Consider the following 24,597-nt stretch of genomic DNA (forward strand, 5'->3'; position numbering starts at 1 on the left):
AGTTTCGCCCATGCGTCACCGCCAACAACTGCTCGCCTCATCTACCCTTGCTCCTCTGAAACAATGTTGTAGTCTGAACTGGAGCCCAATCCCACCCAGGAGAACTACATGTGCAACATTCAAGCCCTGATGCAAGAGATTCGAGATCTCGCTCAAGAAGTAGAAGAATTTCATGAAGTGGAGATTTCGTTGCTTATCAGAACGCATCAAGGAGAAAAGTCTCAATTCATCCGGCTGCAAACTGAAAAAGAAGACACTAATAAATTAAGCGAAGATGATCTTTTCCAATCCAGTGGACCTAAATGGTTTTAATATATTAACTCTGCAGTATTTTTTCTGCAGAGAATTTATCAAACACCGACAGAACTCTTATATTTTTCGTTTATACATCTATCTTCTTGGTCAAAACGCTAAATGTAGTAAAATAGTAAGCATGAAAAACAGAAATACATTATTTAAAACAATGTAATAAACATGCCGACTAGCTCAGGAATATAGATATCATGAATTCAATTAATGAAGTGCTGAACAACTCTCCAATAACCATTGACCTGGAATCATTAGACTGGCTGCCTCATCAACGAGTTTGTGAAATCCTTGGAAAAGGGTCTCACTGGGCCAAGGGTAAAATTCGGGAAGGGAAATGGAAAGCAGGTGAACAATTCGTTCGTGACCCTGATGGTCAAATTTGGGTTTCAATAAAAGGTGTAAAGACATGGCTACTAGGGAATTTCCCGCAGGCATCCGTCCCCACGGATCAGGTATTAAAATTCGATTTACTTGGGAAGGGAAGCGGTACGAGCCGGTCTGGCCGCGGAAACCAACCAAAACAAACATCAGGCAGGCAGCCCGTCTACGAACTGAGCTCACGAGCAAAGCCCAGTTCCAAACACTAACATGGAAAGAACTTGCGGAACATTTTCCGCAGTTCGACCAGCCTGAATATGTTAACAGTAATGTACCACTATTTAGCGAGTACGCTCAAATATATCTAAGTACCGCCTCTGTTTCTGACAATACTCTAGACACATATAGGAAAGCACTAATGAAATACTGGCAACCTCTATATGCAACTCGGCCAATTGATTCATTTACCGTATCTTAATTAAAGCAAGATGTTGCAGAAATCGAATGAAAATCTATGAAAACCCGAAACAATGTTTTGATACCATTACGGCAGGTTTTTGAGATGGCAGTTGATGACGAAGTGATTGACCGCAATCCAGCAGAAAAAATTAAAAACATGAAACATCAGAAAGCGGAAGTTGATCCTTTTTCCCCTCAAGAGGCTCAAAAGATCATTGAATACTTATACGCCAACAATGAAGGGTCGGAACTAATCTATGCTACCTATGTACAGTTTGCGTTCTGGACGGGAATGCGGACTTCCGAAATGCTGGCTCTAACTTGGAATGATATTGACTGGAATCGCGGTGCAGTAAAGGTGAGCAAAACCCGTATCCGAGGCCAACTAAACCATCAAACAAAAACTAATAGAGCTCGGGAGGTTTTGTTGAATGACAGAGCCAAAGAGGCACTTTATGAAGCAAAAAAATTAACCTATCAATTTGGTGAGCAGGTTTTTCGAAGCCCAAGAACGACTAAGGCATGGCTTACGGACAAACCACCCAGGGTGGTCTTCACAGCAGCTCTAAAGGCGCTGGGCATAAGACACCGAAGAACCTACAACACGCGCCATACGTACGCTACCCAATCCCTGATGGCAGGAATGACTCCCGCATTTGTGGCGAACCAACTTGGCCACAGCGTTATCGTTCTGCTAACAACTTATGCGAAGTGGTTACATGGCGAGGAAAGTAATCGAGAAATGGATAAATTGAAGGTGGTTTTCGAAACAATTTGAATTACCCTCGCTATTTGTTCATTTTCTGCCCGTTTACCGCCATTTTGGCGGAATTCGGGCGTACTGACCTTACCTCAGACAATATTTTTCACCTGTTAGCAGATTGCTGAACGCGGCCGGCAAGTGCAGCCGGTTACTGTTTTTGGCCAAGCCGCGATACTTGGCAATGAACCAAAAGATGTTTTTGCGTTTCCTGTGCTCATCCCGCTTTTGAATTCCAAAATAACCAACATCACCGAATACACGCCGCTCCCCACCGTGGAGAAGGTTCCCGCCGGTACGATGTCGTAGGTGTTGGTGGCGTCAACAATGCTGCCTTCGCGCAGCATCAGGCCGTTTGTCTCCAAGTGCTTGCTTACCTCTTTGAACAACCCTTTGCCCAAACCCTGGCGCTCCAGAAAATGCCGGAACTTGAGAATAGTAATTTCATCCGGCAATCTGTTCAGTTGCACACTCGCAAGGTGCCGCATAGATTCAATCTCGTATGGGGCGTCTTCCATGGCAAGGTCATTTCTTCTCCAACTGCTTCCAAGGAGTCATTTTGTCCATCCGTTCCAGAAAGATCTCGCAACAAGTCTTGCGCTGTTTGATCTGGTATTCAGCTTCGTAGAAGGTGATCTGACTCTTAGTAGTGCTGAACCCTGTCAGATTGCCGATGGTTATATTATCGCTGATTCTGGGGACTTATTCAGAGGTTCCCCGATGTCCCAAAATTTGTCCCAATCAGACCTCAGCATCGCACCCCCTCGCACGTAACCGTTTGATTTACCGTGCGAGAAAGCGTATAAAATAACTTCAAATCCTACCGTCCCGACCATATTTCAACGAAAAAAGGCATATCTTCGGATATGCCTTTTTTCGTTTCTGCTTGGGTACTTATAGGGTACACAAACCAAAAACCTTCATCTGCTTCATGTCACTACCTGTGACATCGGGCCCAAGCACCTCGTTTTTCATCCGAGCTTTTTCGCTTCCGTTAGAAAACATCTTAACGTGCGTTGATGACACCATTGCCAAAACGAACTCGTTAAACACGGCGGGCATTTGTTTCTCATCAAATGACTTTGATACCAGTTAATCGTCTTTGCAATATCTGAAAATGCCACCTGATGGTACAAGTTTTCAACCTATGATATTGGTGCGCTAAATGCCGCAAGTCGCTCAAACATCTTCCGGCCGCAAAAAAGAGAGGCCTCCACTGGACCCGCTTACACTCGCCGCGGAGCGTAAGCGATAGTACCCCACGCAAACTAATATATTAAAATAGAATATATAAACAATATAGTATTCTTTTTTGTTCTATGAAGCCGCAAGTATAATCCTTCTTTTATTATGATTTAAGGTGCTCTTCATGGAGTGGCAAGGCTGGTTCTCTTTGACGTTGACGATTGGGGCTCTGGGCGTTTTGACGTTTACACGAATTAGCCCGCACCTGGTAATGATGACAGTTCTGACCATTCTCAGTGCTCTCGGTGTACTGTCTGTCAGCGAAGCCTTGGCTGGTTTTTCCAATTCAGGTTTGATTACGGTGGCTGCGATGTTTGTCATCGCGGCTGGCATACACAGCTCCGGCGGCATCGATCTTCTTGTAAAAAAAGTATTGGGGCAGCCTACATCGGTTCGATCCGCACTGGGCCGCATTTTCGCCCCTGTGATTGTGCTAAGCGCTTTTATGAACAATACGCCCGTGGTGGCCACGATGATTCCAGCCATCCATGCCTGGTCGCGCAAGATCCGAATTCCGCCATCCAAACTCATGATCCCCTTGAGTTATACCGCCATCCTGGGAGGAACCCTGACCCTGATAGGTACAAGCACCAATCTTGTGGTCAATGGTCAATACCAAGCCCTTACTGGTGAAGCAGGTTTTTCGCTGTTTTCGATCACAGCCGTTGGTGCTCCAGTTGCAGCGGCTGGACTGGTTTTTATCTGGTTGTTTTTGCCTAAGTGGCTGCCAGATCGCAGCGATAAGCAGGCTTTTGCCAATCTGCGGGAATTTACACTGGAGGTCACGGTAGACATGCATGGGCCTTTAGTCGGCAAAACTGTTGCACAAGCCGGCCTTCGAAATCTCGAACGCGTTTACTTGGTGGAAGTTGAGCGTCTGGGCACTATTGTGACGGCAGTACCCTCAGAGGAAATTCTGCATGGTGGTGATCGTCTTGTTTTTGCCGGTGATACCCAAGCGATCTCGGATTTGCTGCGAATCAATGGGATTATTGCTTCGCCCGAAAACGGGCATTCAGGCACATTGAACAAAGATCGCGCAGAGCGTCGGTTGGTGGAGGCCGTTGTTTCGCCTCATTGCGCGGCACTGGGAAGGAACATCCGCGATGCGAAGTTTCGGGACCGGTATGGTGCTGTTGTGTTGGCGGTGGCCCGCAACGGCGAACGCGTTAAAGGCAATCTGGGCACCATTCGCCTGAAAGCCGGCGATACCCTGCTGCTGGAGGCGAGGCCAGCCTTTGTCACGCGGCAGCGCCATAACAAGGACTTCCTGCTGATCAATGACCTAGATGCAGAAACACCACGGCATGAGCGTGCCTGGCTGTCCTGGGCGATCTTGGTAGGTGTCGTTGCTGCCGCAGGATTTGGTTTTATCAGTATGTTGAATGCCGCATTGATCGGCGCAGGGCTGATGATCATCACGGGTTGCTGCTCGGTCAGTCAGGCTGAAAAGAGTCTGGACTTGACCGTGATCATTACCATTGCTGCGGCCTTCGCCTTGGGCGCGGCGTTACAAAAAACCGGAGTAGCGCAATTTATTGCCAGTAGCATCATCGAGTTGAGCAGCGGTATTCCTTGGTTGATGTTGGTCCTCACCTATGTTGCTGTTTCCCTGTTGACAGAAACAATCACCAACAATGCTGCTGCCGTACTGATGTTGCCCATTGTCCTGGAAATGTCAGAGAAGGCGGGGCTCAATAATGAGCCCTTTGTGTTCGCTATTATGATGGCCGCTTCGGCAAGCTTTGCGACACCACTTGGCTATCAAACCAACCTGATGGTCTACGGCCCAGGTGGTTATCGTTTTAGTGATTTTTTAAAAGTGGGACTACCGATGAATGTGTTTATCGGGGCAGTGACTGTGTCAGTATTAATCATTGGCTGGCCACTAACTCAGAGCTAGATTGTTGAGGTAACAACCGAAGTCTTCGGCCACACATGAGTACAGCCAGAGATTTCCCTGCGGAGTCCCATATCTCACCATTTTGGCCGCCCCTTCCTTGACGTCTATTTTGCAACGCTGCCCTTGGTCGACCATCAGACCTAAATCGGGCTTGCCATAGATGACTTCCTGAAGCACCATCGTCTTTTGCTTGAACCAATATGCAAAACGAACCTGTTCTTTTTTATTGCGCATCAAACTGACGTAAACTGCATTTTATAGATTATAGGTGTTAGCGGGAGAGACTGTGTCGCACAGCTGTGTGACCGGCGCCGAAGGAGCAACTGCCCCGGAAACTCTCAGGCAAAAGGGACCGTTTACACGACAACTTTCCGAAGAGCTGCTGATGACTGCGTCACTCGGCACACCGAAGGAGCAAGCGGCCGGTTTCACTGAAACGGCTCGTGAATCTCTCAGGTCCAGAGACGGAAGGGGTGCTTCTACCATTTTGTGTAGACAGCCAACCCTGGGCGTTCTCTGGAGATTGTTATGAAGCATATTGCAGTTATTGGCGGTGGCATCACCGGTATCACCACTGCTTACTCTCTGGCCAAGCGCGGCTTCGACGTTACCGTCTACGAAAAGCATCGTTATGCGGCTATGGAAACGTCTTTCGCGAATGGCGGTCAATTGTCGGCGTCTAATGCCGAAGTCTGGAACAACTGGCAAACCATAATCAAAGGCATGAAATGGATGTTCCACAGTGATGCGCCGCTGCTGGTTAATCCCAAGCCTTCCTGGCACAAACTGAGCTGGTTTGCCGAGTTCATGGCGGCCATTCCCCAGTACGAAAAAAACACCACCGAAACCGCCCGCATGGCGATCGCTGCCCGTGAGCATCTGTTTTCATGGGCAAAAGAAGAAGGTATTGATTTCGACTTGAAGGAACAGGGCATACTGCACATCTATCGCGACAAGGCCGGCTTTGACCACGCAGCAAACGTGTCGAAATTGCTGGCAGCAGGAGGTCTGGAGCGCCGGGCGGTCACCCCCGATGAAATGAAGGCCATCGAACCCACTCTGGCTGGCACTTATTACGGTGGTTTTTTCACTGAAAGCGATTCAACCGGTGATATTCACAAATTCACAAGCGGCCTGGCGGAGGCCATTCAGCGTCGCGGCGTCAAAACGTGTTACGGCCACACCGTTACCGAACTGAGTGCGGATCAATCCCATGCCTGGGTAACATCTTTTGATGGCGAACAACAAATTCGTAACACCTTCGATGGTGTAGTGGTCTGTGCAGGCGTTGGCAGCAGGGAACTGGCTGCGAAACTGGGAGACCGCGTCAACATTTATCCGGTGAAAGGCTACTCCATCACGGTTGAGCTGGACGACGAAGCGTCACGACAAGCGGCGCCGACTGTCAGCTTGCTAGACGATGCCACCAAGCTGGTCACCAGCCGGTTGGGTGATGACCGTTTCCGCATTGCAGGCACGGCGGAATTCAACGGCTACAATCGCAACATCCGGGATGACCGTATTCGCCCACTCACCCGCTGGGTGGAGCAATGTTTCCCCGGGGTCAGTACCCGACGGGTTGTGCCCTGGGCAGGGCTGCGCCCCATGCTTCCCACCATGATGCCGCGAGTCGGCCCGGGTCGCCTGCCAACGGTGTTCTACAATACTGGACATGGCCACTTGGGCTGGACGCTGTCGCCCATTACTGCCGAGATGCTGGCAGAAGCCGTTGAAACGGCGCCTGCTTACCAGTAACACTGAAACAGCATTCGATCCCGGGCGGTTTTTCAGTCTTGCTATGAAGCGATGTACAGGACAATCACCTCACCCAGGTCACGCCCACATAACGCACTTTTTAAATTGACGTAGACGTGCGAATTCGTCTACCGACTCGGTAGGCGAAGCCTCATGCCCCATCAAAAGTATTGTCAATACAACAGTTGTCCTATTCTCGTCTCTGATTTATGATATGTTATAACATTATTTATTCTTATCAGAAGCAGCGGAGATTTATGAAAAATACTGGCAAAAAACTGCCCGTCACCGTTCTATCGGGCTTTCTTGGTGCTGGCAAAACCACGGTTTTGAGCCACCTGCTGAATAATCGGGAGGGCCGTCGGGTGGCAGTGATTGTCAACGACATGAGCGAAATCAACATTGACGCCAGTGCCGTGAAAAACGAGGGGCAATTGAACCGCAGCGAGGAAAAGCTTATTGAAATGAGCAATGGCTGCATCTGTTGCACCTTGCGTGAAGACTTGTTGGTGGAGGTATGCAAGCTAGCTGATGTCGCGCGGTTGGACACCATGGTGACGGTTGTGGATGCGTTGAATTTCCTGGGGGATTATGACGAAGCCAAATACTTGCAGGAAACCGGTGAACACCTGGGTGAAGAGGATGAGCGCAACGTTGCCGATTTACTGGTGGATCAAGTGGAATTTGCCGACGTTATCCTGAGATGAACTGCTGGCCGGGCCGACTCAGTGGCAACACCTGGCTGATCCATTTCCAATCTGGGAGGCCAAGGTATGACGGCAAAGGCATCAGCAGTCATCGAACAATAATATCCGCGGCAAACACGCCTAATGTTGAAGAAGTCCTACTCCATCTGGCGGCCTATCCTCACCTGCAAAAAGATATCGGCTTTTTGGTTGATATGTTTGGCTGCCTGTTTGAACTCAACATGATTGGCCTTCGCATTGCGACGCTGACCCATGCCATGAGCCCGAGGTTCCATGTTGATCGAATACCTTGTGCCTGAGATTACCACCTATCTGGGCACAGGCACTGATTGGCTCCACCATCAAAGTGTCAATCGCAGCAAGCTTGGCGCGGGTATGGTTCATCGTTCGCCTTCTATGAATCCCGACGAACGTCGATTGCTGCTCTCCTTTGACTTTCTTTCGCCCGCTAATCCATGAACATTGATGCTATTTATTAACCCGAAACACCAAATTCGCCGTTACCGGCACGGCAGCGGCTATAGAGGTTAGGCCTGCTATTTCACGAAGTGCTTCTACGCCATCACCCAAACCGAAATCTTCGGCTTTAACGAGTAACGGTTGCTTCGTACTTACGGCAATGCCGCCATTCGCGAGTTTAACGACCTGCAAACGGGTGTCGTAATCTATGGTTTTGCCATGCAGAGACAGCGTCAGCTTGACATCTTCATTGGCGATTGTGCCCTCCGCCATTTTTTCAAACCCGGCGACATCTACCTGGGCCGTGATATTGGCCATGGGCGTGTTTTTAGTATCAAACAGCATTTCATGCATACGTTCGTTGCGGATGGGGATCTGTGTTTCAACACTGGCCAGGTGGACGCCTAGATTCACCTTGCCGTTATCAGCCACTTTACCTTCCAACTCTGCAAAGCGATGGGTTTCCGCTGTGGTCCCGTTTTTGATCGATACGAAATGCAGTGAAGACTGATCCGGGTCGAGAGTCCAATCGGCTGCCACGTTCAGCGACATGAAACTGAATCCGGCCGCTAACAGAATAGGTAAAGCGCTTTTTTTCAACATGATTCCATCCTTGTTGGTAGTTACTGCCATTTTAGTCCAGATTCTTTGAATCTGCTTATTTACCGCCCACTCCCATCCTGCCCAAGCACCCGCAACGCAAGGCTTGCGTGCTGCGAGCGGGCATCCTGAATGTCCAGCGTCCAGAACCCGGCGGAAGGAAAGCGCAGTGTATCCCGTGGTGACTCCAGGGTAACCAGTTGCTGACCGTTCAACACCACACTCACCGGGTATTCGGCCCCGGTCAGGCGCGGGCGTATGGCGTCTCGGCCCGGCGGAAAGGCCAGCTCCAGGCCGTCGCCGGGGAACACCACTTTCATGCTTTGCTGGCGCAAGGCGTCGGGTTTTATGGACGGGCCAGAGGCCAGTGATAAGGGTGGCCGCTCAGGGCCCAGGGAATCCAGTATTGCCAACGCAATCGGCGCTGCGGTTTGCAGACCGGTGTGGCTGGGCAATTCGGCGTTATCCGGGCTGCCAACCCACACTGCAATCACGTGATCACGGGTATACACCACCGACAGGGCATCGCTACCGCGGGGACCTGTGCCGGTTTTCAGGGCAAAATTATTCAGGGTAGACGTGCGCGCGCGGTTTTCCGGTAACGCCACCCGCCGCAAATGATAAGTTGTGCGGGCTGCACTGCGGTCATTCATTGGCCGCGTTACGGCTTCGGCGCTTTTTAGCCAGTGCGCTTTTGTGCTGTGCTGACCCTGGGCTAATCCGGTGTACAAACCCGCCAAATCTTGCAAGGTAAGACCAATACCGCCAACCGCAATGGGCAGGCCAATATCGCCGTAAAGAGTGGCGCCACGGGCGCGAAGTTCAGACTCAAAGGCCGCGGGCGACAAACGTTGCAGGGCTTCCACCGCTGCGCGGTTATGGGAACGGGTGAGCGCATCGCCAAAGGTCTGCTGGCCTTTTTCGCTGTGATCAAAGTTGTCCGGTGTGTAGCCGCCAAAATCGGTGTGCTGGTCGGTGTAAACCTCTTCGAATCGCAGTACACCAGCGGTTTCGGCGTAGGCGTAAATCAGCGGTTTCAGGGCCGACCCTGGCGAACGCGCTTGCACGCTGAAGTCGACGGCGCCGCTGGCTCGGGCGTTGAAATAGTCCTGCGAACCTAGGTGCGCGACCATTGCGCCGTTGGTATCCAACACCAGCGCTGACACATTGACGCCAGAGGGCAAAGCCCAGTTCGCGCTCATGGCGCTCAGGTTACGCTGGGTGGTGCGGTTCAAGGTTGTGGCATTCAAGCCAGACAAGCCCTTCGCCATGGCCCGGTCTGCCAAGTGGTGGTCTAACTGGGCGAAACTCACGGAATTGCCCGGCAGCGGGCTTAATGTGGCGTTGGTGTATTCGGCAAGGGTTAACAGGCCGCTTTCAAAGCCTTTTCGCAGCACTCGGTCCCGAGCCGCACGGGCTATTTTTGGGAAGCGATCTGGCCGATGTTTCGCCGGGCGCTGGGGCAGCGCTACCAGCAACGCGGCTTCGGCGTGGGTCAGTGCCACCGGCGATTTGTCGAACCAATAGCGGCTGGCCATTTCGATGCCTTCCACGTTTGCACCGAAAGGGGCCAGCGTGAGGTAGGCGTCAAGAATTTCCTGCTTTGAATAATGAGCTTCCAGCCACAGCGCACCCATTGCCTGGCGCACTTTGCCCGCCAGCGTACGCCGATGAGGCCGCAATAGACGGCTAACCTGCATCGAAATGGTCGACGCACCCGATACCACTCTTCCGTGTCTCACGTTGTTGATGGTCGCCCGCACAATGGCCAGCGGGTCTACACCCGGATGCTGGTAAAAGCGCCGGTCTTCGTAGGCCAGCAGTAGATTGATATACGTCTGGCTGACCTCCCCTTGCGGTTGCAACCGGTAACTGTTGCCCAGCAAACGCACGTGCAACCATTCGCCCTGATTGTCCGCCAGCACCAGGCTTTGTTGGTCCAGACGCTCCATAGGCAACGCTGCCCACTGCACCAGCGGCTGAGCCAGCAAACCCGCAACAATGAATGTCGCGGCGAACAGGTTTAACCAGCGGCTTTTTAGAGTGCGGTCAAAACTAGTTCGCCGTAACATGAATGCGAACACCCTCGGTGGAGGCATTCAACGATGGGTTCAGCATATTTTCCATGTAGGCCGCCGGCATACGGTAGTTTCCGGGCGTAACGGCGCGCCACACCGACACGGATTCCAAGCGGTCGTTGTTGCCAAACCGATAACGCGGCGTAATCACTTGGGTAAAGCGGTCGTCCAGGTAGAGCGAGTGCGCGCTATCTTTTGGCTGCCAGGAAAGACCCAGCAGTTCGAATAAGGTTTCTACGCTTATGCCGCCAAGATTTGGATTCTCGATCTCAAGCCCGCCAGCGGCTTTTTGCTCAATCAGCCATTCACCATCCGCCCGCTCACGGATTATTTTTCCGGCCACGGTGCTCACCAGAAGCTCACCCTGTTGCAGTTCAATAACGCCGTCTTTAAGGCTAGCCTCACGGGCGCTCATATCAGTACCAACTATGGCGAACCCTTGAGTCAGGCTGACATCGGCGGGTTTGCCTTCGGTGTCACCCTGCAGCAGTTTCGCAATGGATGATGGCAGGTTTTTAGCCGCGCGATTGCCCGTTGCCACCAGGGTCAGGTGCAGTACTTCGTCGGAATGATTGGTCAGCGTAAGCCCTTTGTTCGCTTCGCTCAGATCCAACTCATTTACCGAGCGGTTCAGCGACCAGGCGCCGTCTTTTGGTGTTGCACTGATGTAAGCAGCTTCTGTGGCCAGGTAAGCCCAGGCTTTTTCCTGAGTGTTCAACCACGGGTCACTGTTAACCGCTGTTGTCATAGCAGCCAGCGCGCTTTCCGCCTTGTCTGATTCAGCGTCGGCGCTGTAACGGGCCAGTGCTGCTCGGTGGCGAACCGGCGTGGCGTAGGTGGAATAACGGTAGCTTTCGCTATCCACCCGAGCGGCAATAGCGAAAGCCTGCTCGGCCCTGGGTTTGTCGCCCAGCAGGCTAAACGCCATGGCCAGCTGGGACGCGCTGGTCATAGTCAGCCCTTCAGTCTGGCTCAGCAAATATCGCATTTCGCCCACATCCGCGTTGCCTTGGCGAGCGCCTAGCAGCAGCGCATAAATCTTTACCTCGGTGTTGTTGGAGCGCATCAACCGCGGCAAATTGGGCGCCATATCCATCAGCATTTGCTGGCGCAGGCGATCAAGACTTCGGGCTTCGTCGGCCTCAAATACGCCTTCGGGCAACGGATGCAGCAGAAATTCATAGGCGTACAAGCTGAGCCATTCTTCCGATTCACCACCGTCACTCCACATACTGAACATGCCAGAGGAGCGTTGCAGATCGGCTATGCGTCGGTAGCTTTTGCCCAGGCGCTGCCGCGCTTCGGTGAAATTGCCGCGCTCGGCCAAGGTCTGAGCCATCACAATCAGTGGAAAGGCCCGGGACACCGTTTGTTCCAGGCAGCCGTAAGGGTAGCGGGACAAACCCGCAGCCAGAGACGTGCGGTCCGGCAACGGAAAGCGGCTGACTGACAGGCTGGCGCGGCCGTCATCGAGCGCTGTCAACAAATCCAGTGGTGCCTCGGTTGTGGCGCCAGGCGCTACTTCCCGGGTTTCGGTCAGGGTAATCAACGAGCCGCCAGGGCGCGCCAGCAGTGGCCACTGGTAGGTTTGTTCGTGGCCGTCTGCCAATGTAACGCGCAGGCCAATACTGCCCTGCCCGTTGGCGGTTACCTTTACCGGTACGGATACTTCACGGGTCTGGCCGGAGGCACTCCACTCCACGCGTGTGCGGGATTGGTCTAATTCGAACGGACCCGTCACCGACCATTCTAAAACCGCTGTTTGCGCCTCGCCTTCGGTCAGCGTCAGCGCGGCTCCGGCTTGAAAACGATCACCACGAGTAACGGTGCGCGGCACCGATGAATTCACCGCTACCCGCTCGCGCACAATCAGTTCATCGCTGAACTGTATGGATCTCCGGCTATCCGAACCGGTCACGTCCAAGCGCAGGCGGCCGTTAATCTGGCCAATCTCAAGCACAATCTCGGCTTTGCCATTCCTCACTTTCACCACATCGGTTTGCAGGGCAATGGTCTCGAAAAAGGTTTTGCGACTGGGCTGCTCAGCGGCGGCTTCGTCGCCCCCCACCACCAGATTGGTGCCGCCAATGTCATCACTCAGACGCGACACCAATCCATAAGGGTCGAACAGATCTGCACTGAATGCGCGCTTGCGGGTGAACCAGTCAAACGCAGCGGCCTGGGGGTGATTGGTCAAATTCAGAATGCCAATATCCACCGCTGAAACAACCAGGCTGGCGCCATCGGCTGCATCCGGCACATTCACCGTCAAGCTTACGGTCTGGTTAGGGCGTACAAATTCGGGTAAATCCATAGACGCCTGGCGGCGAAAACGCGCAGGCTCGATGGACAGATGGGCCACGCCGACCGCACGGGCAGCGCCCGCCGAGCCTGCAGGCGCCTGGCGATAGGCTTTCACCAACACATAGGCCTGACTGGCACCGGCCGGAGCTTTTACGTCCACGCTGGCTTTGCGATCGGCCAGTACAACCTGATGAACGCTGAGAACGCTATCGGTCACCAGCATGATTTCTGCGGTGCCGTTAAACGGTGCGTCTATAGACACGGTCACCGTATCGCCGGCGTTAGGTTTTGGATCAGACACCGCAACGTCCAGTACGTCGGGCACCGCTGCGCTGGCGCCAGAGGTGCTCCACCAGCCTACTTGCAGGCGAGTCTGGGTGGGTTGGCCGGTTTCCGGTAACAGCTCCAGTTTGTAACGGCCGTTACTCAAGGCCGGCAAGGTTAGAGTCGCCTGGCCAAGGTTGCTGGCTACGTTCACCTCAACCGTGCCGCTGGCGCGAACGCCCTGTTCGTAATATTCGATGCGGTAATCCCAGCCTTCGCCGCTGCGAGTCCAGTAATAGTCCCACTCTTCCTCAATCAGCCGCCAGCGTACGGTTTCCGAGTTAGCCTGGCCGCTGCGAGCATCCACGCTGGTTAGCAAAAATTCGGGTGTACTGCCGCTGCCATACCCGCTCTGGGCGTCAGCGGGTTTTACACCTATCCAGCTGGGTTGGGTGGCCACAAACACCGATTCGTTTTGGCGGGTTACTCGACCGGATACTTCTTCCAGCTCCACGGCGACCGTTACGCGCTGGGGCAGTTCGCTATCGGCGATGGATTCAAACGCACTAGCGCTGAATTCGAAATCCGCCAGGCCTGCCTCCGAGGTTTGCAGGGTTTGCGAGTCCAGCAGAGCTTGCTGCTGATGGTTCTCGTCTAGCCCACCAAATTCAAAGCCGTCGAATGCGTCGAAGGGGTGGCGCGTAGGGTTGGCTCGTAGCTGGGCAGAAATGGGCCTATCGGCACCTGGCGCACCAAACAGGAACAGGCTTTCGGTTGAAAAGGCCAGCGATTGATCAATAGCCGCGAACGCCGGTAACCCGGTGATGTTCACTTCCATGGTTTCCGGTACAAAATCTTCCACTTGAAAGTGGGTGCTGGCCAATTGAGTATCACCCAACAGCAATTGCGTGCGGTATCGACCCTTATAGGCCGTGGCACCCAGCGTTATTCTGGTGCTGAGCAGCCCGTTCTTGTCGCTGGTAACAGGCTGGCTGATCAACACTTTGGAGTCCGGGCGGATGATTTTGAGGGTGAGATTCTGACCGGCCATGGGCGCCAGATCATTCGCACGGGCGATGGCGCTGAAATACACGCTTTCACCACCGCGATACACGCCGCGCTCGGTGCGCAAATAGCCATCGCCCAACACCGCCGTATCAGCGCCGTCCACCGGCAATTGCGCAAGCGACAACGGCGATTCATTGAGGGACAGATAGCTCAGCGCGCGATTGTTTTCATTGATCAACAAGGCGGGCGCCGAGCCGTTCTGCCCGCGCATCAGCGCGTTGGGAATGCGGGCATAGCCGTCCGCTCGAATCGCGAAGCTGCCCAGAGATTCGGAGTTTTTAGCCAGCAGTTCGATGCTACCGCGGGCAATCAGTTTGCCGCTGTCGAAATCCCGCATCGACACCAGGGTTTCGCTATCGGCCACCAGCGCAGAAAGCGCATAGCGGGAATGCAATACCACCACTTGCTGATCGTCGTAGCGGCGATAAAGAGTGAACTCACAGTCTGCATCGCTGCAGGGTGACACTCGGGCCAAATACGCAGCACCAGCGGGTAGGTCCGCTTTACTCAAATCAATATTCAGGCTGGCTTCGCCATAAAGATTCGGTTGCAGCATAATCACTTCCTGGTGCAACAGCTTGCTTTCGTTATTGTCGAAATACCCTTTTTCGCTAAGCTGCTCCGATTCCAGCAACCGACGGGCAACCGCTGGCAAAAGGGCCTGCACGGTAACCTGAACCCGCTGGTGGCCTACCGCCTGCACCTGCAAAGACGGCGCACGGCCGGCAGGTACTAACACCACTCCGCTGCCATTGGTAATGGTTATGCTATTTCTCAGCGTGGGCGTGGTTACTTCAAAGGTCTGCGCCTGTGCCAGCGAGCCCGTGCTGAGTGGCAGCCCTTTGCGGAACCTGATCGTGTAGGCCGTAACGGGCTCAAGCCCGGTGATCAGCAGCTGCTTTTCGCGGGTGAGCACGCCGAAAGGCACAGAAGAGCCACTTTGGGCATCTTCTACCTGAATATAGGGCCGCAGGTCTGCGCTCAAATCGGGTTGAGTCAGCAGTGGAAAGCGTATTTCGGCGCGGCCACGGGCCTGGGCGTACTCATCCACCATCGGCTTGCCTGCCAGCTTTTTTTGGGCGGACGAAAACTGCGTTGTGTCTTCACAGCCTGAATCAGAGCAAGGGGCTTGCTGGTCTTGGGCTGACAAAGACGCGGCCGAACACAGGCAAAGCAGAACCACAAACCATAAATAACGCATAGCAAGATCCTGTTCCATCAGAGGACTAATACCTGCAATGATGGACGAACACTCCGAAGCTAGCCATGGTGACCAACGTATTCGCAGAATAATTCACTCAAACGCCACATTTCGCCATATTTCAAAGGCATTTGTTCACAGGCATCTGTTTACAAGCGCTTAATTTTAACGGGCATCTATTGAAGGGCATCAAAATGACATCAGAAAAATGGATTACAATTTCCTCTGCTGATAAAGACACATTTTCCGGCTACCTGGCATTGCCACCGGCCGGAACAGGCCCTGGCCTGGTGCTAATTCAGGAAATCTGGGGAGTAAACGATCACATCCGTGCCGTTGCCGAGCAATATGCCCTGGACGGCTTTGTGGTGTTGGCACCGGATGTGTTTTGGCGCCAGCAAACCCGAACCAATCTGGACTATACCGAAGCAGGCACCGCCGAAGCGTTTGCTTTGATGAACGGCACAGACTTCACCCAGGCGGCAGAAGACGTTGTGACAGCCGTTGAATATCTGCGTGAATTACCGCAGGTGTCTGGCAAGGTAGGCGTGCTAGGTTACTGCATGGGCGGGCAGCTGGCCTATCGGGCGGCCGCCAGCGGCAAGCCCGATGCAGCCGTCAGCTATTACGGCGGAGGCATTCACAACAACCTGGACTTGGCCGGGCAGATAAGCCAACCCATATTGTTTCATTATGCTGGACTGGATGGACTAATACCGGCCAGCGCCGTTGATCAGGTACGCAAGGCTTTTGACGGCCAGCAACATGCCAGCATTCACAACTACGAAGGAGTGGATCACGGCTTCAACTGCTGGGGGCGACCGGCTTACAATCAACGTGCGGCGGCGTTGGCCCACGGCCGCACGTTGATGTTTCTGGCTCAGCACCTGGCGGGCTGAGACTAGCCTGGCTGCAAACCGTTGAGGATGGCGCCAATGAATTCGTCCATCATCGGGCGGTTGCTGTTCACGCTTTCGCTAATCGCCTCTTGCTGGTCGTCCAGCATTCTTTGCACCAGATCATTTAGCGTGGTGGTATCAAAGCCCTTGTCAATGCCACCCTGCCCCAGCTCGCGAACATCCTGAGCCAACCCGGCCAACGGCCTCAGCTGGCTGGCCAGTGACGGCTGGCCAGAGGTGGACTCATAGGCCGTGGTTGATACCGTGCGACTGGAAGACAGATTCAAGCTGAAGCTGGCCAGTTCTTCGCCGCCCAGGTTCAAGCCCCGCGCGGATTCAAACGCGCCCTGAACATCGCCGCGGAAAAACTGCCCGGCAACGCCCTGCGCCTGTTCCAGCAGGCCGGCAATGGCTTCGCGTTCGCCGCTGTCCAGGTCACCTTCCACACTGAAAGAATAGCGCCCGGCAGACGCACTAACCGCGGCCAGTGAACGCGATTCTCCGCTTGCGCTGGATTCTGAACGGCTTTGAACTGCGGAATAACGGCTCTCTTCCATCAGAATAGACACTTTGTCGCCATCGGCGGTGGTTACGTCAAAGCGAAAAGCGCCGCGGGAAGCAGATTCAACCTGCATACCGCTTCTGCTAACGGGTGCCCCGCCATCGGCGACCGCCGGCTGGCCCAAAAAGCGCTCTGCGAGTTTGTCCAGGCCGTTCTGAATGCGGTTGAAGCCGTCATCAATCTCGCTGGCCAGCTTAGGATTCATCAACCCCAAGGCTTCAATTTGCTCACGGGCTTCGCCGTAGCCTTTTTCGATACCAGAACGGGCCTGTTCCATCAGATTAGCCAGGCGTTCCGGATCGGCTCCGGCAGCCGCTTCCTGCTCTAGCCGCAGCTGAATAAAGCCCAGCACCGTGCCCGCCACGTCGGCGGCAGACGGCGGCTGAAAACCTCCGCCAAAACTGCGTACCGCAGCGGCGCCCGGCCCTTCAAGCTTGCCCAGGCTTTGCTCCATCTGCTGCTGCAGGCGCGAGCGCAGAACGTTAATGGCATCTTCTGGCGTGCGAATAACCTGGCGCTGGGGCTTGCCAGCAGACTCTGTGGATTTGGCTCCATCACCGGCCTGACCGGGCAGGTCAATGCGTTGCGCCTGCGACTCGTTGGCGACCCGTGATTGAGACGGCGACTGTGATGATGCCGGCGACGGTGAACCGTATAAAGGAGAAACCATGGCAACAAACCTCGTTCAAGCGTTTGGGCTGCAGTTAACAATCAGCCAAATCAGTTACAACGGGTATCGGCGCGCGGCGCTCAAACTTTAACCGGTTTATTTTTTTACCCAGCCGCCATCCATTTCGATGTATTGCCCGGCCGGAGTTTTCTCAACCGCTTTCTGACCAGCCACAGCTTCCACTTTCGACACTGCAATGCCGTTCTTCTGGGCAATGCCTGCGTACGCATCGCGGCGGGCGTCATTGATGGCCTGTGCAATATCGCGGGCGCGGGCGTCAGACGTCACAGGAGCCAGGTAACCCGACGGCGTTTCACCTACCAAACCCTGGCTTTTTGCAGAATCCAGAGCATTTTTGGCTTCGTCAAGGCTCATGGCAAACGCCGGAATGCTCAGGCTCAGCGTTAGCAGCAAGGCAGCGACGCGCTGGTAAATAGTCATATTCAACTCCTTGATTATCAAGTGCGTACACTCTTTATTATCAGGTACGCACATTCTAGATTATTTGGTACGTGCGCCCGTTATCGTCGGGGGTTTGTAACAGGATTGCGAACTCAGAACAGGCCTTTTTCACTGAACAGCTCGTCCACATCCTTATCGACCTTCACGTATATTTCGTGCTGAATTTTCACGTTCAGGTTGACCGTAATCGGCTCTTCAGGTGCCTGCACCCGCACCGTGGGTGTGCAACCAGACACCACGGTGGCCAGCAACAAGCCCGCAAGCAGCGCCGTTAGCGGACGAAAAACATTCAAACCAACGTACGTCATAATAATATGCTCCTGTATTACCAATTACTTTATCAGATCTTCTGCGGGTTCGCGCTCGCGCTTTTTAAGCAGTTTTTTCACCCGCTCGGCCACCGCATCTGTTACCCGGCCGCTAAGTTGCAAACTGGTCAGCAGGGCGGGAATATTTTCTTCAAGATTAATATTCAACACCACAGCACGACCATCACCCACCTCCGGGCTGTTGCCTTGCAAATGCAGCCCCAGCATCAAAGTGCCGTTTTCGTCGTAATCAATATCGCTGCTGAGAGCCGAATAACGAAAGTTTTCCAAGGCTTTTGACACTAATTCCATGGTTTCGTTTTTTTGCCCCAGGGCGCGCAGCCGTTCCGCACTCAATTGCAGCTGGCCACCTGGCTCCAGCGCACCCAAGCGGCCACGTTTCACCCGCACACCCGTGGCTGGGTATATCAGCAGCGGAATGGTACCGCTGAGTATCCCGGTGCCGGCCAGGCCTTCTGCCGGGTACACCCGTAACAACTGCGCCAGATTTAAGCGGTCCAATTCCAGCGGCACGGTGAACGGAGCTGAGGAAATATCCCAACTGCCCGACGCGATGTTCAACGCCCCACCCAAGGCGCCTGCGTTGGCCTGGGTTAAGGTCAGCTGCCCCGCCATTGGCCGTCGTGCTGGCGCACGGTAATCCCCGGCCAGGACGATAGGCCCTAATGGAATGCCGGGATTGACCTCGTCCAAGGTCAGCTGCGATGTCGACACCTGAAATTGGTCAGACTTCAACGTGGCTTCAACGGTGCCGTTCATGTTGCGCCATGCGGTGCGATCCCAGGTACCACCGACGTCCAGAAACACCAGTTTGCCATCGACAACCAACGGTTGGCCGGGCAGCAGCTGTGCGTTCACGTTGGCACTTATAGTGCCGCCGCTGGCGTCAAGCAGCTCCGGCCAAGCCACAAGCACCCGCCCCAGGCCGTCAATTTCCCGTTTACCACTCACCCGCATTTGCGCGTTGACAACAATGGCCTGTGCGGCCGCGTTGCCATAAGGAACTTTAAGATTGATATTGGCGGAGGCACCGCTGTTCGCTTTGGCTATTCCCGACAATTGAAGACCGTTCATATCGGCTGTCGTTTTGCCGTTAAATTGCCAGCGTTGCGTCAGCAACTGAGGATATTTTATCTGCTTGGCGCTTATGTTCAACGGCCCGCTGAAGGTCAGTTTCTCCAACGTCATCGGGGCCGTTTTGAAGCCTGCCGTCAGGTTGTTGCCGGCCAGTGCCAATTGCGGATTTTGTAGCTCCAGCGCCTCGGCATCATCGCCGCCCAAGGATTTAATCTGAGCGGCGGAAACCCGGGACGATTGGGCGAAGGTCAGATTCGCCTCTGTCGATGTCAGTTCACCGCTCATCAACAGATCCAGTTCGGGCTTATCAATACGCCACTGGCCAACATCCAACCGGGCCAAGTCTGCTGTAAGCCGGGTTTGGGCCAGCTGCACCTGCCAGGGTGCCGAAGTAGAAATCGCCAAGTGGGCATCAACGTTAATGTCGGCCGCGCCGTGGCTGCGCAGAGCGACCTGCAAAGGAAGGGTCGCATTCGTTGCGTTTTTGTTCGCACCCGTTTTGTTTGCACCAGGCAGCGCAGATGCCGTTCCAGGTAAAGCAGAGGCCGGGCGTACAGACAGCTCTAGCTGTTGCGGACGCAACTGCACAGGCAATGTCGCGGCCCAATGCGCTGGCTGCGTTAGTGCCAGGTCTGCGCTTAGGGTTTGTGGTTGCCAGTTGCCTTGGTTAAGCGCCAACGCCAGAGCCAAATCACCCTTTATACTGCCCAGGCCCGGCACCGGCCAGGGCTGCGGCACCCGGGCTTCGGCATTGACCGTGCCTGTCGCCTTCGCGAAAAAGCGCTGTCGTGGCCCCTGCAAATCCCAACGGACGTTCACCGAGCCCTGCTCTGGCTTGGCAAAACTCGCCTCCTGGGGCAATGGAGTCCAGCTCTGAACCCAGGCAATCAGCCACTCCGCGTTGGGCAGTTCCGGCACGGCGAGGGACCCTTGCCAGTGCACTTCTGTGTTCGACCCAAGCGGGCGGTAACGGGTTTCCAGGATCAGATTGCGCTTATTGTCGATATCGACGGTTGCGGACATCTGCAATCCCTGCTCACCGGGCGCAGCATTATCCCCGCCACTCAACGCACTTCCTTCCGTCGAAGCGGGCTTGTTAATAATAGAAGCGAGCGTGGCAACAAATTCAACCCGATGCCCTTGGTGCTCTAGCGACAAACTCGCGTTTATCGGTAAACCATTGCCTGTTTCTTGCGCGCTTTGCTGAATATCCAAGGCACCCTGTAAAGGGCAGCGGCCGCTGGCACAAGGAAGAATGGCCTGAAACTGCTGAACATGAACGCGCGAGGGCAGCCACGGGGTTCGTTGAAGAGGTAGCTGCGGCGGCATTTGTTCAAATACGGAAAAAGCGGGTTTGGCAGAAGGGGCATCAACCGTTGACTCAGGCTCGATGGCCATAATCTCGAGCTCCAGTTGCTGCGCGGTCACAGTATTCAAATGCGGCAACCAGTTTTGCCACTGCCACTTACGGCCGTCTCCCCAGTGCCAGCCCAGAGTAATATCGCGAGCGTCTATTGTAAGACGGCGTTCAGGACCCAGCTGAATAGCCTTCAGTTCGGCGACCGACACGCTGTGCAAGCCCAACCGGGTACCCTGCCACTGAACATGCTCAATGTTGTTCTGTGCCAGCATCGCTTCCCAGCGGTGCTTCACCCAAAAAGCACCTGCCAACAAAGCCAGCAACACAATCAATAGCAGAATAATCGCCCGCGAACGGGTTTTGTGTTTGCGCCCAGCGTTCATGCGGAGCCCTTCCCTCGTTTGTCCATCACAGTATGTCAATGCGGCCCCGCGCCAGGCGCACCCGCTTTTTACGCTCGAGCTCTTTTAACAGGCGGCTGACTACCTCCCGCGCGGTGCCCAGTTCAATGGCCAGATCCTGATGGGTTATCAACAGCGGGCTGCGTTCAGCCCGCGCTTGCAGCCACTCGTTCAGGCGTTCGTCCATACGGCGAAAAGCCACCTCTTCGACCAAGAGCATCAGGTCGTCCAGGCGGCGACCGTAAGATTCCATAATACCCTGGCGAAAACCGTCAGACTGCTCCATTAAACAGTCAAACAACGCCCGCGACACCATAATCACCTCGGCTTCGTCTTCTACACTGGCTTCTGCACGGTAGCCAAATCCGGTCATTAGACAGCCAATAGACAGGGTGCAGATATCGTTCGCGCCCATGCGGTAAAGTACAATGCTGTTGCCGGAAGCGCCGGTCATCTGCACTTTCACCACGCCACTGAGCACCAGTGGCAAGCCATGGCAGCGCTCGCCGGGATTGAACAGAACCTGGCCAGCCGGAAATGTCATCACTTGGGTCTGCTCTACAAACTGCTGCCGTAGCGGGGGCGCTAAAGTATGCAGAATACTGTGTTGCGACATAAATCCGTCCTGGGTTTTGGGCGTCCCTCGTAATGCGGGCCTAAAAGACAGCTCGGTAGAAGCGTTTTGCGCATCGATCTGTATTGCCGAACATGGCCTTTTCCGCGCCTGAAAACCATCTTCCTTACAATAACCCGCATCGGACAAGCAATGCTTCACCCGGATCACCTAAAAAGACGCCGCGCTGAAGGCGATTAGGTGCTGTCTGCGGAAATCACTCAAGGTTTAATGTCGTCGTTTTTAACCACTTTGTCTTCTTTTCCTACCCCTGCTTTAGTTTTTTCGCCTGTTTATGTCAAATTCCCCAGTTATTCCGACGCTATCTCGTTAGCTGAGATAATCTTGTCAACATGTGGTAAAAGTGGGTTGTGGGCGAATATCCGTCCACTAAAACCAATCACTCTACTAGCCCGATTGACCATGACCAACGACAACAATCAAACGAAAGCCCGACCCTTCACTTCCAGCACAACCTTGGCGAAAGCCTCCCTGCTTTTGCGCACAGTGGCGAAAATCTTCCCGACCGGAGGCACCTTGTCCCGCATTGCCCGGGAAGTGGGAATGAACACGGCCACAGCACATCGCCTGCTGACGGCGCTAGCCCATGAAGGGTTACTCACTTTTGACCCTTACGCCAAAACCTATCATGTCGGCTTTGAGCTGTTGCAAATTGCCGAGTCCGCACAAGCGGTGGCACCGGACCTAAAGTTACGTCACCACCTGCGACCCTTGCTGGCCAGTATTGCGCGGCGCACCGAAGAATCCACCTACCTTTCCATACACGCCAACCGCGATTCCGTGTGCATCGACCTGGTCGAAGGCACGTATCCCATCAGTGCCAATACCCTCGTGGCAGGCTCGCGCAGACCTCTTGGCGTAGGTGCGGGCGCAATGGCGTTGCTGGCCGCTTTGCCTCTGAAAGAAGGTAACCAGATGGTGATAAAGAACCAGGAACGCTATGAGCGCTACTCCGGTATTAACTCAGCCGAGGTAGGGCAAGGCTTGAGCGAGTGCCGCCGATTGGGCTTTGCGTTCAACAGCGGACGTATCGTGCCGGAAGTCGCGGCGCTTGGGGTGGCTTTCAGAGTTCCGGATAGCGAGCATCGTGTCGCTATCAGTGTTGCGTCCGTGGTGTCTCGTATGCACGCCGAGCGCCGGCAACTCGTTATCGACGTCATTCGAGATGAGATTCGTCAGTGGATCTCGCAGACGGCGGATCATCGAACTTTGAAAGGAAGCGGTGTTGGGAACAGTTCCCACCATTCGTTTTAGTAAGCCCTATATTCCGCTGTGCAAACTTAAAATCCGTTTCGTAGTTTTTGATTTTACCAACTATTATACTGCTGTATAATTTAAAATATTGTTTTCTATGAATAAAATAGAATTACTTAAATAATTGTGCGTAATTTTACTTATTTTTTACAATAAATTTTCTCAATATGCGATAAATTAATTCATCAATTTAAGAAAATTATTGACTAGAGTTAGTGCTACAGTCTATTTTCTGCTCTGCACTGCCTGCCTCACCGTTTTTTCGCTGTGGCGTTGCATCCAATGTCGGGCTGGCAGAAAGAGTTCACGGCCATAAAACAATAATGTAAGGAACCCTCAATGATTCATTCCCTTGCTCTGCGCCGCCCGTTGCTAACCGCAACCGCCGCGACTGTGTTCACCACCATGATGACCCTCGGCGCGACCGCGGTCAGCGCCGAAACCGCGCTGCCTGACACCATGACCTGGTCGTCATATGACGTTGGATCGGCAGGTTATGCCGAAGCCTCCGCCATCGCCGATGCGTTTGGTAAGAAATACGGCACCCGTATACGCATTCAACCATCAGGTTCTGCCATTGGTCGCCTGCAGCCATTGATCAGCGAACGTGCCGACTTCAGCTTCCTGGCCACCGAAACGTTTTTCGCGGCTGAAGGTATCCACGACTTCTCCACCCGCCGTTGGGGCCCTCAGGATCTTCGTGCTGTTGCTGGTCGACCGTCGTCGTTCGGTATTTTCACCGCCGCCGATGCCAATATTAAAACCCTGAAAGACTTGAAAGGTAAGCGCTTTGCCTACGTTGCAGGCAACCCGTCGATCAACGTCAAGTGCGATGCATTCCTGGCCTTTGCCGGTCTGACCCGGGACGACGTGGAAGCCATCATGTTTCCCACTTACGGCAACACCATGAGCGCACTGGCCCGCAATGAAGCGGATGCTTCCTGCACCACCACCACGCCGAGTCATGTCTACGAACTGGCCGAATCGCCCCGTGGTATTCGTTGGCTGGAAGTGCCAGCTGAAGACAAGGAAGGCTGGGCGCGCCTGAAAGCAGTAGCACCGTTCTTCCAGCCCTACACGGAGACAATTGGTGCGGGCATCAGCGAAGAAAACCCGGTGGATATCCTGGCTTACCGTTACCCGGTGCTGACCGTTCGTGCGGACACGGATCCTGAGCTTGTCTATACCTTCATCAAGGCACTGGATGAGACCTACGACATGTATAAGGACGCCACTGCGGTTATGCCCCGCTGGCGCCTGTCCGAAGCTGGCACCCCGGCTATCGATGTACCTTTCCACGCCGGCGCCATCCGTTACCTGAAAGAAAAAGGTATCTGGACCGAGGAGCACCAGGCCTGGAACGATCAGCGTACCGAACGCTTGAACGCACTGCGGGATGCTTGGCCGAAGGCCTTGGCCGAAGCGGAAGGCAAAAGCGACGAAGAGTTCGCGGTTATCTGGGAAAAGCATCGTATGGACACGTTGAGTTCCCTGTGATTTTTAACTGAGCAAGCGCCAA

18 protein-coding genes, 1 pseudogene and 1 riboswitch are annotated in these 24,597 nt (G+C 54.0%); of the genes and pseudogenes, 9 read left to right on the top strand and 10 right to left on the bottom strand.

Going from position 1 to position 24,597, the window contains the following annotated elements:
- Nucleotides 1-108 precede the first annotated feature (108 nt).
- The 3 genes from MIH18_RS05900 to MIH18_RS05910 all read left to right on the top strand — a co-directional run bounded on the left by MIH18_RS05900 (nt 109) and on the right by MIH18_RS05910 (nt 1,864).
- On the top strand, nt 109-312 hold the full coding sequence (locus tag MIH18_RS05900; protein WP_249008152.1) for a hypothetical protein: 204 nt from the start codon (nt 109-111) through the stop codon (nt 310-312).
- Between the two features lie 191 nt (nt 313-503).
- Complete coding sequence (locus MIH18_RS05905; protein ID WP_249008151.1) at nt 504-896, top strand: hypothetical protein; 393 nt, start codon at nt 504-506, stop codon at nt 894-896.
- A 245-nt stretch (nt 897-1,141) separates the two neighbouring features.
- Entirely contained in the window at nt 1,142-1,864 is a 723-nt protein-coding gene (locus MIH18_RS05910; protein ID WP_249014139.1) for a site-specific integrase, read from the top strand.
- A gap of 95 nt (nt 1,865-1,959) precedes the next feature.
- On the opposite strand, the gene MIH18_RS05915 is transcribed toward MIH18_RS05910, so the two are convergent.
- Nucleotides 1,960-2,364, bottom strand: coding sequence for a hypothetical protein (locus MIH18_RS05915; protein WP_249008149.1), 405 nt, complete (start codon nt 2,362-2,364; stop codon nt 1,960-1,962).
- Nucleotides 2,365-3,215: 851 nt separating this feature from the next.
- Between MIH18_RS05915 and MIH18_RS05920 the strand changes: the two genes are divergently transcribed.
- Complete coding sequence (locus MIH18_RS05920; RefSeq protein ID WP_249008148.1) at nt 3,216-4,994, top strand: SLC13 family permease; 1,779 nt, start codon at nt 3,216-3,218, stop codon at nt 4,992-4,994.
- On the opposite strand, the gene MIH18_RS05925 is transcribed toward MIH18_RS05920, so the two are convergent.
- A complete protein-coding gene (locus tag MIH18_RS05925) occupies nt 4,980-5,228 on the bottom strand; it encodes a hypothetical protein (RefSeq protein WP_249008147.1) in 249 nt (82 codons plus the stop codon). The two genes, MIH18_RS05920 and MIH18_RS05925, sit on opposite strands and share 15 nt — an antisense overlap.
- Nucleotides 5,229-5,259: 31 nt before the next feature.
- Nucleotides 5,260-5,359, top strand: a riboswitch (glycine riboswitch).
- Nucleotides 5,360-5,522: 163 nt separating this feature from the next.
- Between MIH18_RS05925 and MIH18_RS05930 the strand changes: the two genes are divergently transcribed.
- Both MIH18_RS05930 and MIH18_RS05935 read left to right on the top strand, forming a co-directional pair.
- A complete protein-coding gene (locus MIH18_RS05930) occupies nt 5,523-6,749 on the top strand; it encodes a D-amino acid dehydrogenase (protein ID WP_249014140.1) in 1,227 nt (408 codons plus the stop codon).
- A gap of 257 nt (nt 6,750-7,006) precedes the next feature.
- A pseudogene (locus MIH18_RS05935) lies at nt 7,007-7,450 on the top strand (GTP-binding protein); the annotation flags it as partial.
- A gap of 474 nt (nt 7,451-7,924) precedes the next feature.
- Here MIH18_RS05935 and MIH18_RS05940 read toward each other — a convergent pair.
- The 3 genes from MIH18_RS05940 to MIH18_RS05950 are packed head-to-tail and all read right to left on the bottom strand — an operon-like array spanning nt 7,925 to nt 15,430.
- Entirely contained in the window at nt 7,925-8,518 is a 594-nt protein-coding gene (locus MIH18_RS05940) for a YceI family protein (RefSeq protein ID WP_249008145.1), read from the bottom strand.
- A 59-nt stretch (nt 8,519-8,577) separates the two neighbouring features.
- Nucleotides 8,578-10,587 (bottom strand): transglycosylase domain-containing protein, encoded by a 2,010-nt coding sequence (locus MIH18_RS05945; protein ID WP_249008144.1) that lies wholly within the window; start codon nt 10,585-10,587, stop codon nt 8,578-8,580.
- Nucleotides 10,571-15,430, bottom strand: coding sequence for an MG2 domain-containing protein (locus MIH18_RS05950; protein WP_249014141.1), 4,860 nt, complete (start codon nt 15,428-15,430; stop codon nt 10,571-10,573). The genes MIH18_RS05945 and MIH18_RS05950 overlap by 17 nt, the downstream gene beginning before the upstream one ends.
- Nucleotides 15,431-15,624: 194 nt before the next feature.
- Here MIH18_RS05950 and MIH18_RS05955 point away from each other — a divergent pair, with 194 nt between their 5' ends.
- Nucleotides 15,625-16,329: a dienelactone hydrolase family protein gene (locus tag MIH18_RS05955; RefSeq protein ID WP_249008142.1), complete on the top strand. Its 705-nt coding sequence runs from the start codon at nt 15,625-15,627 to the stop codon at nt 16,327-16,329.
- 2 nt (nt 16,330-16,331) lie between these two features.
- Here MIH18_RS05955 and MIH18_RS05960 read toward each other — a convergent pair whose 3' ends face one another.
- The 5 genes from MIH18_RS05960 to MIH18_RS05980 form a co-directional block, all read right to left on the bottom strand.
- Complete coding sequence (locus tag MIH18_RS05960) at nt 16,332-17,561, bottom strand: DUF5610 domain-containing protein (RefSeq protein ID WP_249014142.1); 1,230 nt, start codon at nt 17,559-17,561, stop codon at nt 16,332-16,334.
- Nucleotides 17,562-17,657: 96 nt separating this feature from the next.
- A complete protein-coding gene (locus MIH18_RS05965; RefSeq protein WP_249014143.1) occupies nt 17,658-18,002 on the bottom strand; it encodes a YdbL family protein in 345 nt (114 codons plus the stop codon).
- Nucleotides 18,003-18,115: 113 nt separating this feature from the next.
- Complete coding sequence (locus tag MIH18_RS05970) at nt 18,116-18,331, bottom strand: YnbE family lipoprotein (protein WP_249014144.1); 216 nt, start codon at nt 18,329-18,331, stop codon at nt 18,116-18,118.
- Nucleotides 18,332-18,355: 24 nt separating this feature from the next.
- Complete coding sequence (locus tag MIH18_RS05975; protein WP_249014145.1) at nt 18,356-21,172, bottom strand: YdbH domain-containing protein; 2,817 nt, start codon at nt 21,170-21,172, stop codon at nt 18,356-18,358.
- Between the two features lie 25 nt (nt 21,173-21,197).
- Nucleotides 21,198-21,806: a Crp/Fnr family transcriptional regulator gene (locus tag MIH18_RS05980; protein ID WP_249008137.1), complete on the bottom strand. Its 609-nt coding sequence runs from the start codon at nt 21,804-21,806 to the stop codon at nt 21,198-21,200.
- Nucleotides 21,807-22,226: 420 nt separating this feature from the next.
- Here MIH18_RS05980 and MIH18_RS05985 point away from each other — a divergent pair, with 420 nt between their 5' ends.
- Both MIH18_RS05985 and MIH18_RS05990 read left to right on the top strand, forming a co-directional pair.
- A complete protein-coding gene (locus tag MIH18_RS05985) occupies nt 22,227-23,078 on the top strand; it encodes a helix-turn-helix domain-containing protein (RefSeq protein ID WP_249014146.1) in 852 nt (283 codons plus the stop codon).
- A gap of 339 nt (nt 23,079-23,417) precedes the next feature.
- Nucleotides 23,418-24,575 (top strand): TAXI family TRAP transporter solute-binding subunit, encoded by a 1,158-nt coding sequence (locus tag MIH18_RS05990; RefSeq protein ID WP_249008135.1) that lies wholly within the window; start codon nt 23,418-23,420, stop codon nt 24,573-24,575.
- Nucleotides 24,576-24,597 lie beyond the last annotated feature (22 nt).

This window comes from Marinobacter sp. M3C (genome assembly GCF_023311895.1).
In the GTDB taxonomy this organism is placed as follows: domain Bacteria; phylum Pseudomonadota; class Gammaproteobacteria; order Pseudomonadales; family Oleiphilaceae; genus Marinobacter.

Coding starts and splice junctions, on each gene's coding strand:
- MIH18_RS05900 (WP_249008152.1), top strand. CDS start 109: ATGTGCAACATTCAAGCCCTGATGCAAGAGATTCGAGATCTCGCTCAA.
- MIH18_RS05905 (WP_249008151.1), top strand. CDS start 504: ATGAATTCAATTAATGAAGTGCTGAACAACTCTCCAATAACCATTGAC.
- MIH18_RS05910 (WP_249014139.1), top strand. CDS start 1,142: ATGAAAACCCGAAACAATGTTTTGATACCATTACGGCAGGTTTTTGAG.
- MIH18_RS05915 (WP_249008149.1), bottom strand. CDS start 2,364: ATGGAAGACGCCCCATACGAGATTGAATCTATGCGGCACCTTGCGAGT.
- MIH18_RS05920 (WP_249008148.1), top strand. CDS start 3,216: ATGGAGTGGCAAGGCTGGTTCTCTTTGACGTTGACGATTGGGGCTCTG.
- MIH18_RS05925 (WP_249008147.1), bottom strand. CDS start 5,228: ATGCGCAATAAAAAAGAACAGGTTCGTTTTGCATATTGGTTCAAGCAA.
- MIH18_RS05930 (WP_249014140.1), top strand. CDS start 5,523: ATGAAGCATATTGCAGTTATTGGCGGTGGCATCACCGGTATCACCACT.
- MIH18_RS05940 (WP_249008145.1), bottom strand. CDS start 8,518: ATGTTGAAAAAAAGCGCTTTACCTATTCTGTTAGCGGCCGGATTCAGT.
- MIH18_RS05945 (WP_249008144.1), bottom strand. CDS start 10,587: ATGTTACGGCGAACTAGTTTTGACCGCACTCTAAAAAGCCGCTGGTTA.
- MIH18_RS05950 (WP_249014141.1), bottom strand. CDS start 15,430: ATGCGTTATTTATGGTTTGTGGTTCTGCTTTGCCTGTGTTCGGCCGCG.
- MIH18_RS05955 (WP_249008142.1), top strand. CDS start 15,625: ATGACATCAGAAAAATGGATTACAATTTCCTCTGCTGATAAAGACACA.
- MIH18_RS05960 (WP_249014142.1), bottom strand. CDS start 17,561: ATGGTTTCTCCTTTATACGGTTCACCGTCGCCGGCATCATCACAGTCG.
- MIH18_RS05965 (WP_249014143.1), bottom strand. CDS start 18,002: ATGACTATTTACCAGCGCGTCGCTGCCTTGCTGCTAACGCTGAGCCTG.
- MIH18_RS05970 (WP_249014144.1), bottom strand. CDS start 18,331: ATGACGTACGTTGGTTTGAATGTTTTTCGTCCGCTAACGGCGCTGCTT.
- MIH18_RS05975 (WP_249014145.1), bottom strand. CDS start 21,172: ATGAACGCTGGGCGCAAACACAAAACCCGTTCGCGGGCGATTATTCTG.
- MIH18_RS05980 (WP_249008137.1), bottom strand. CDS start 21,806: ATGTCGCAACACAGTATTCTGCATACTTTAGCGCCCCCGCTACGGCAG.
- MIH18_RS05985 (WP_249014146.1), top strand. CDS start 22,227: ATGACCAACGACAACAATCAAACGAAAGCCCGACCCTTCACTTCCAGC.
- MIH18_RS05990 (WP_249008135.1), top strand. CDS start 23,418: ATGATTCATTCCCTTGCTCTGCGCCGCCCGTTGCTAACCGCAACCGCC.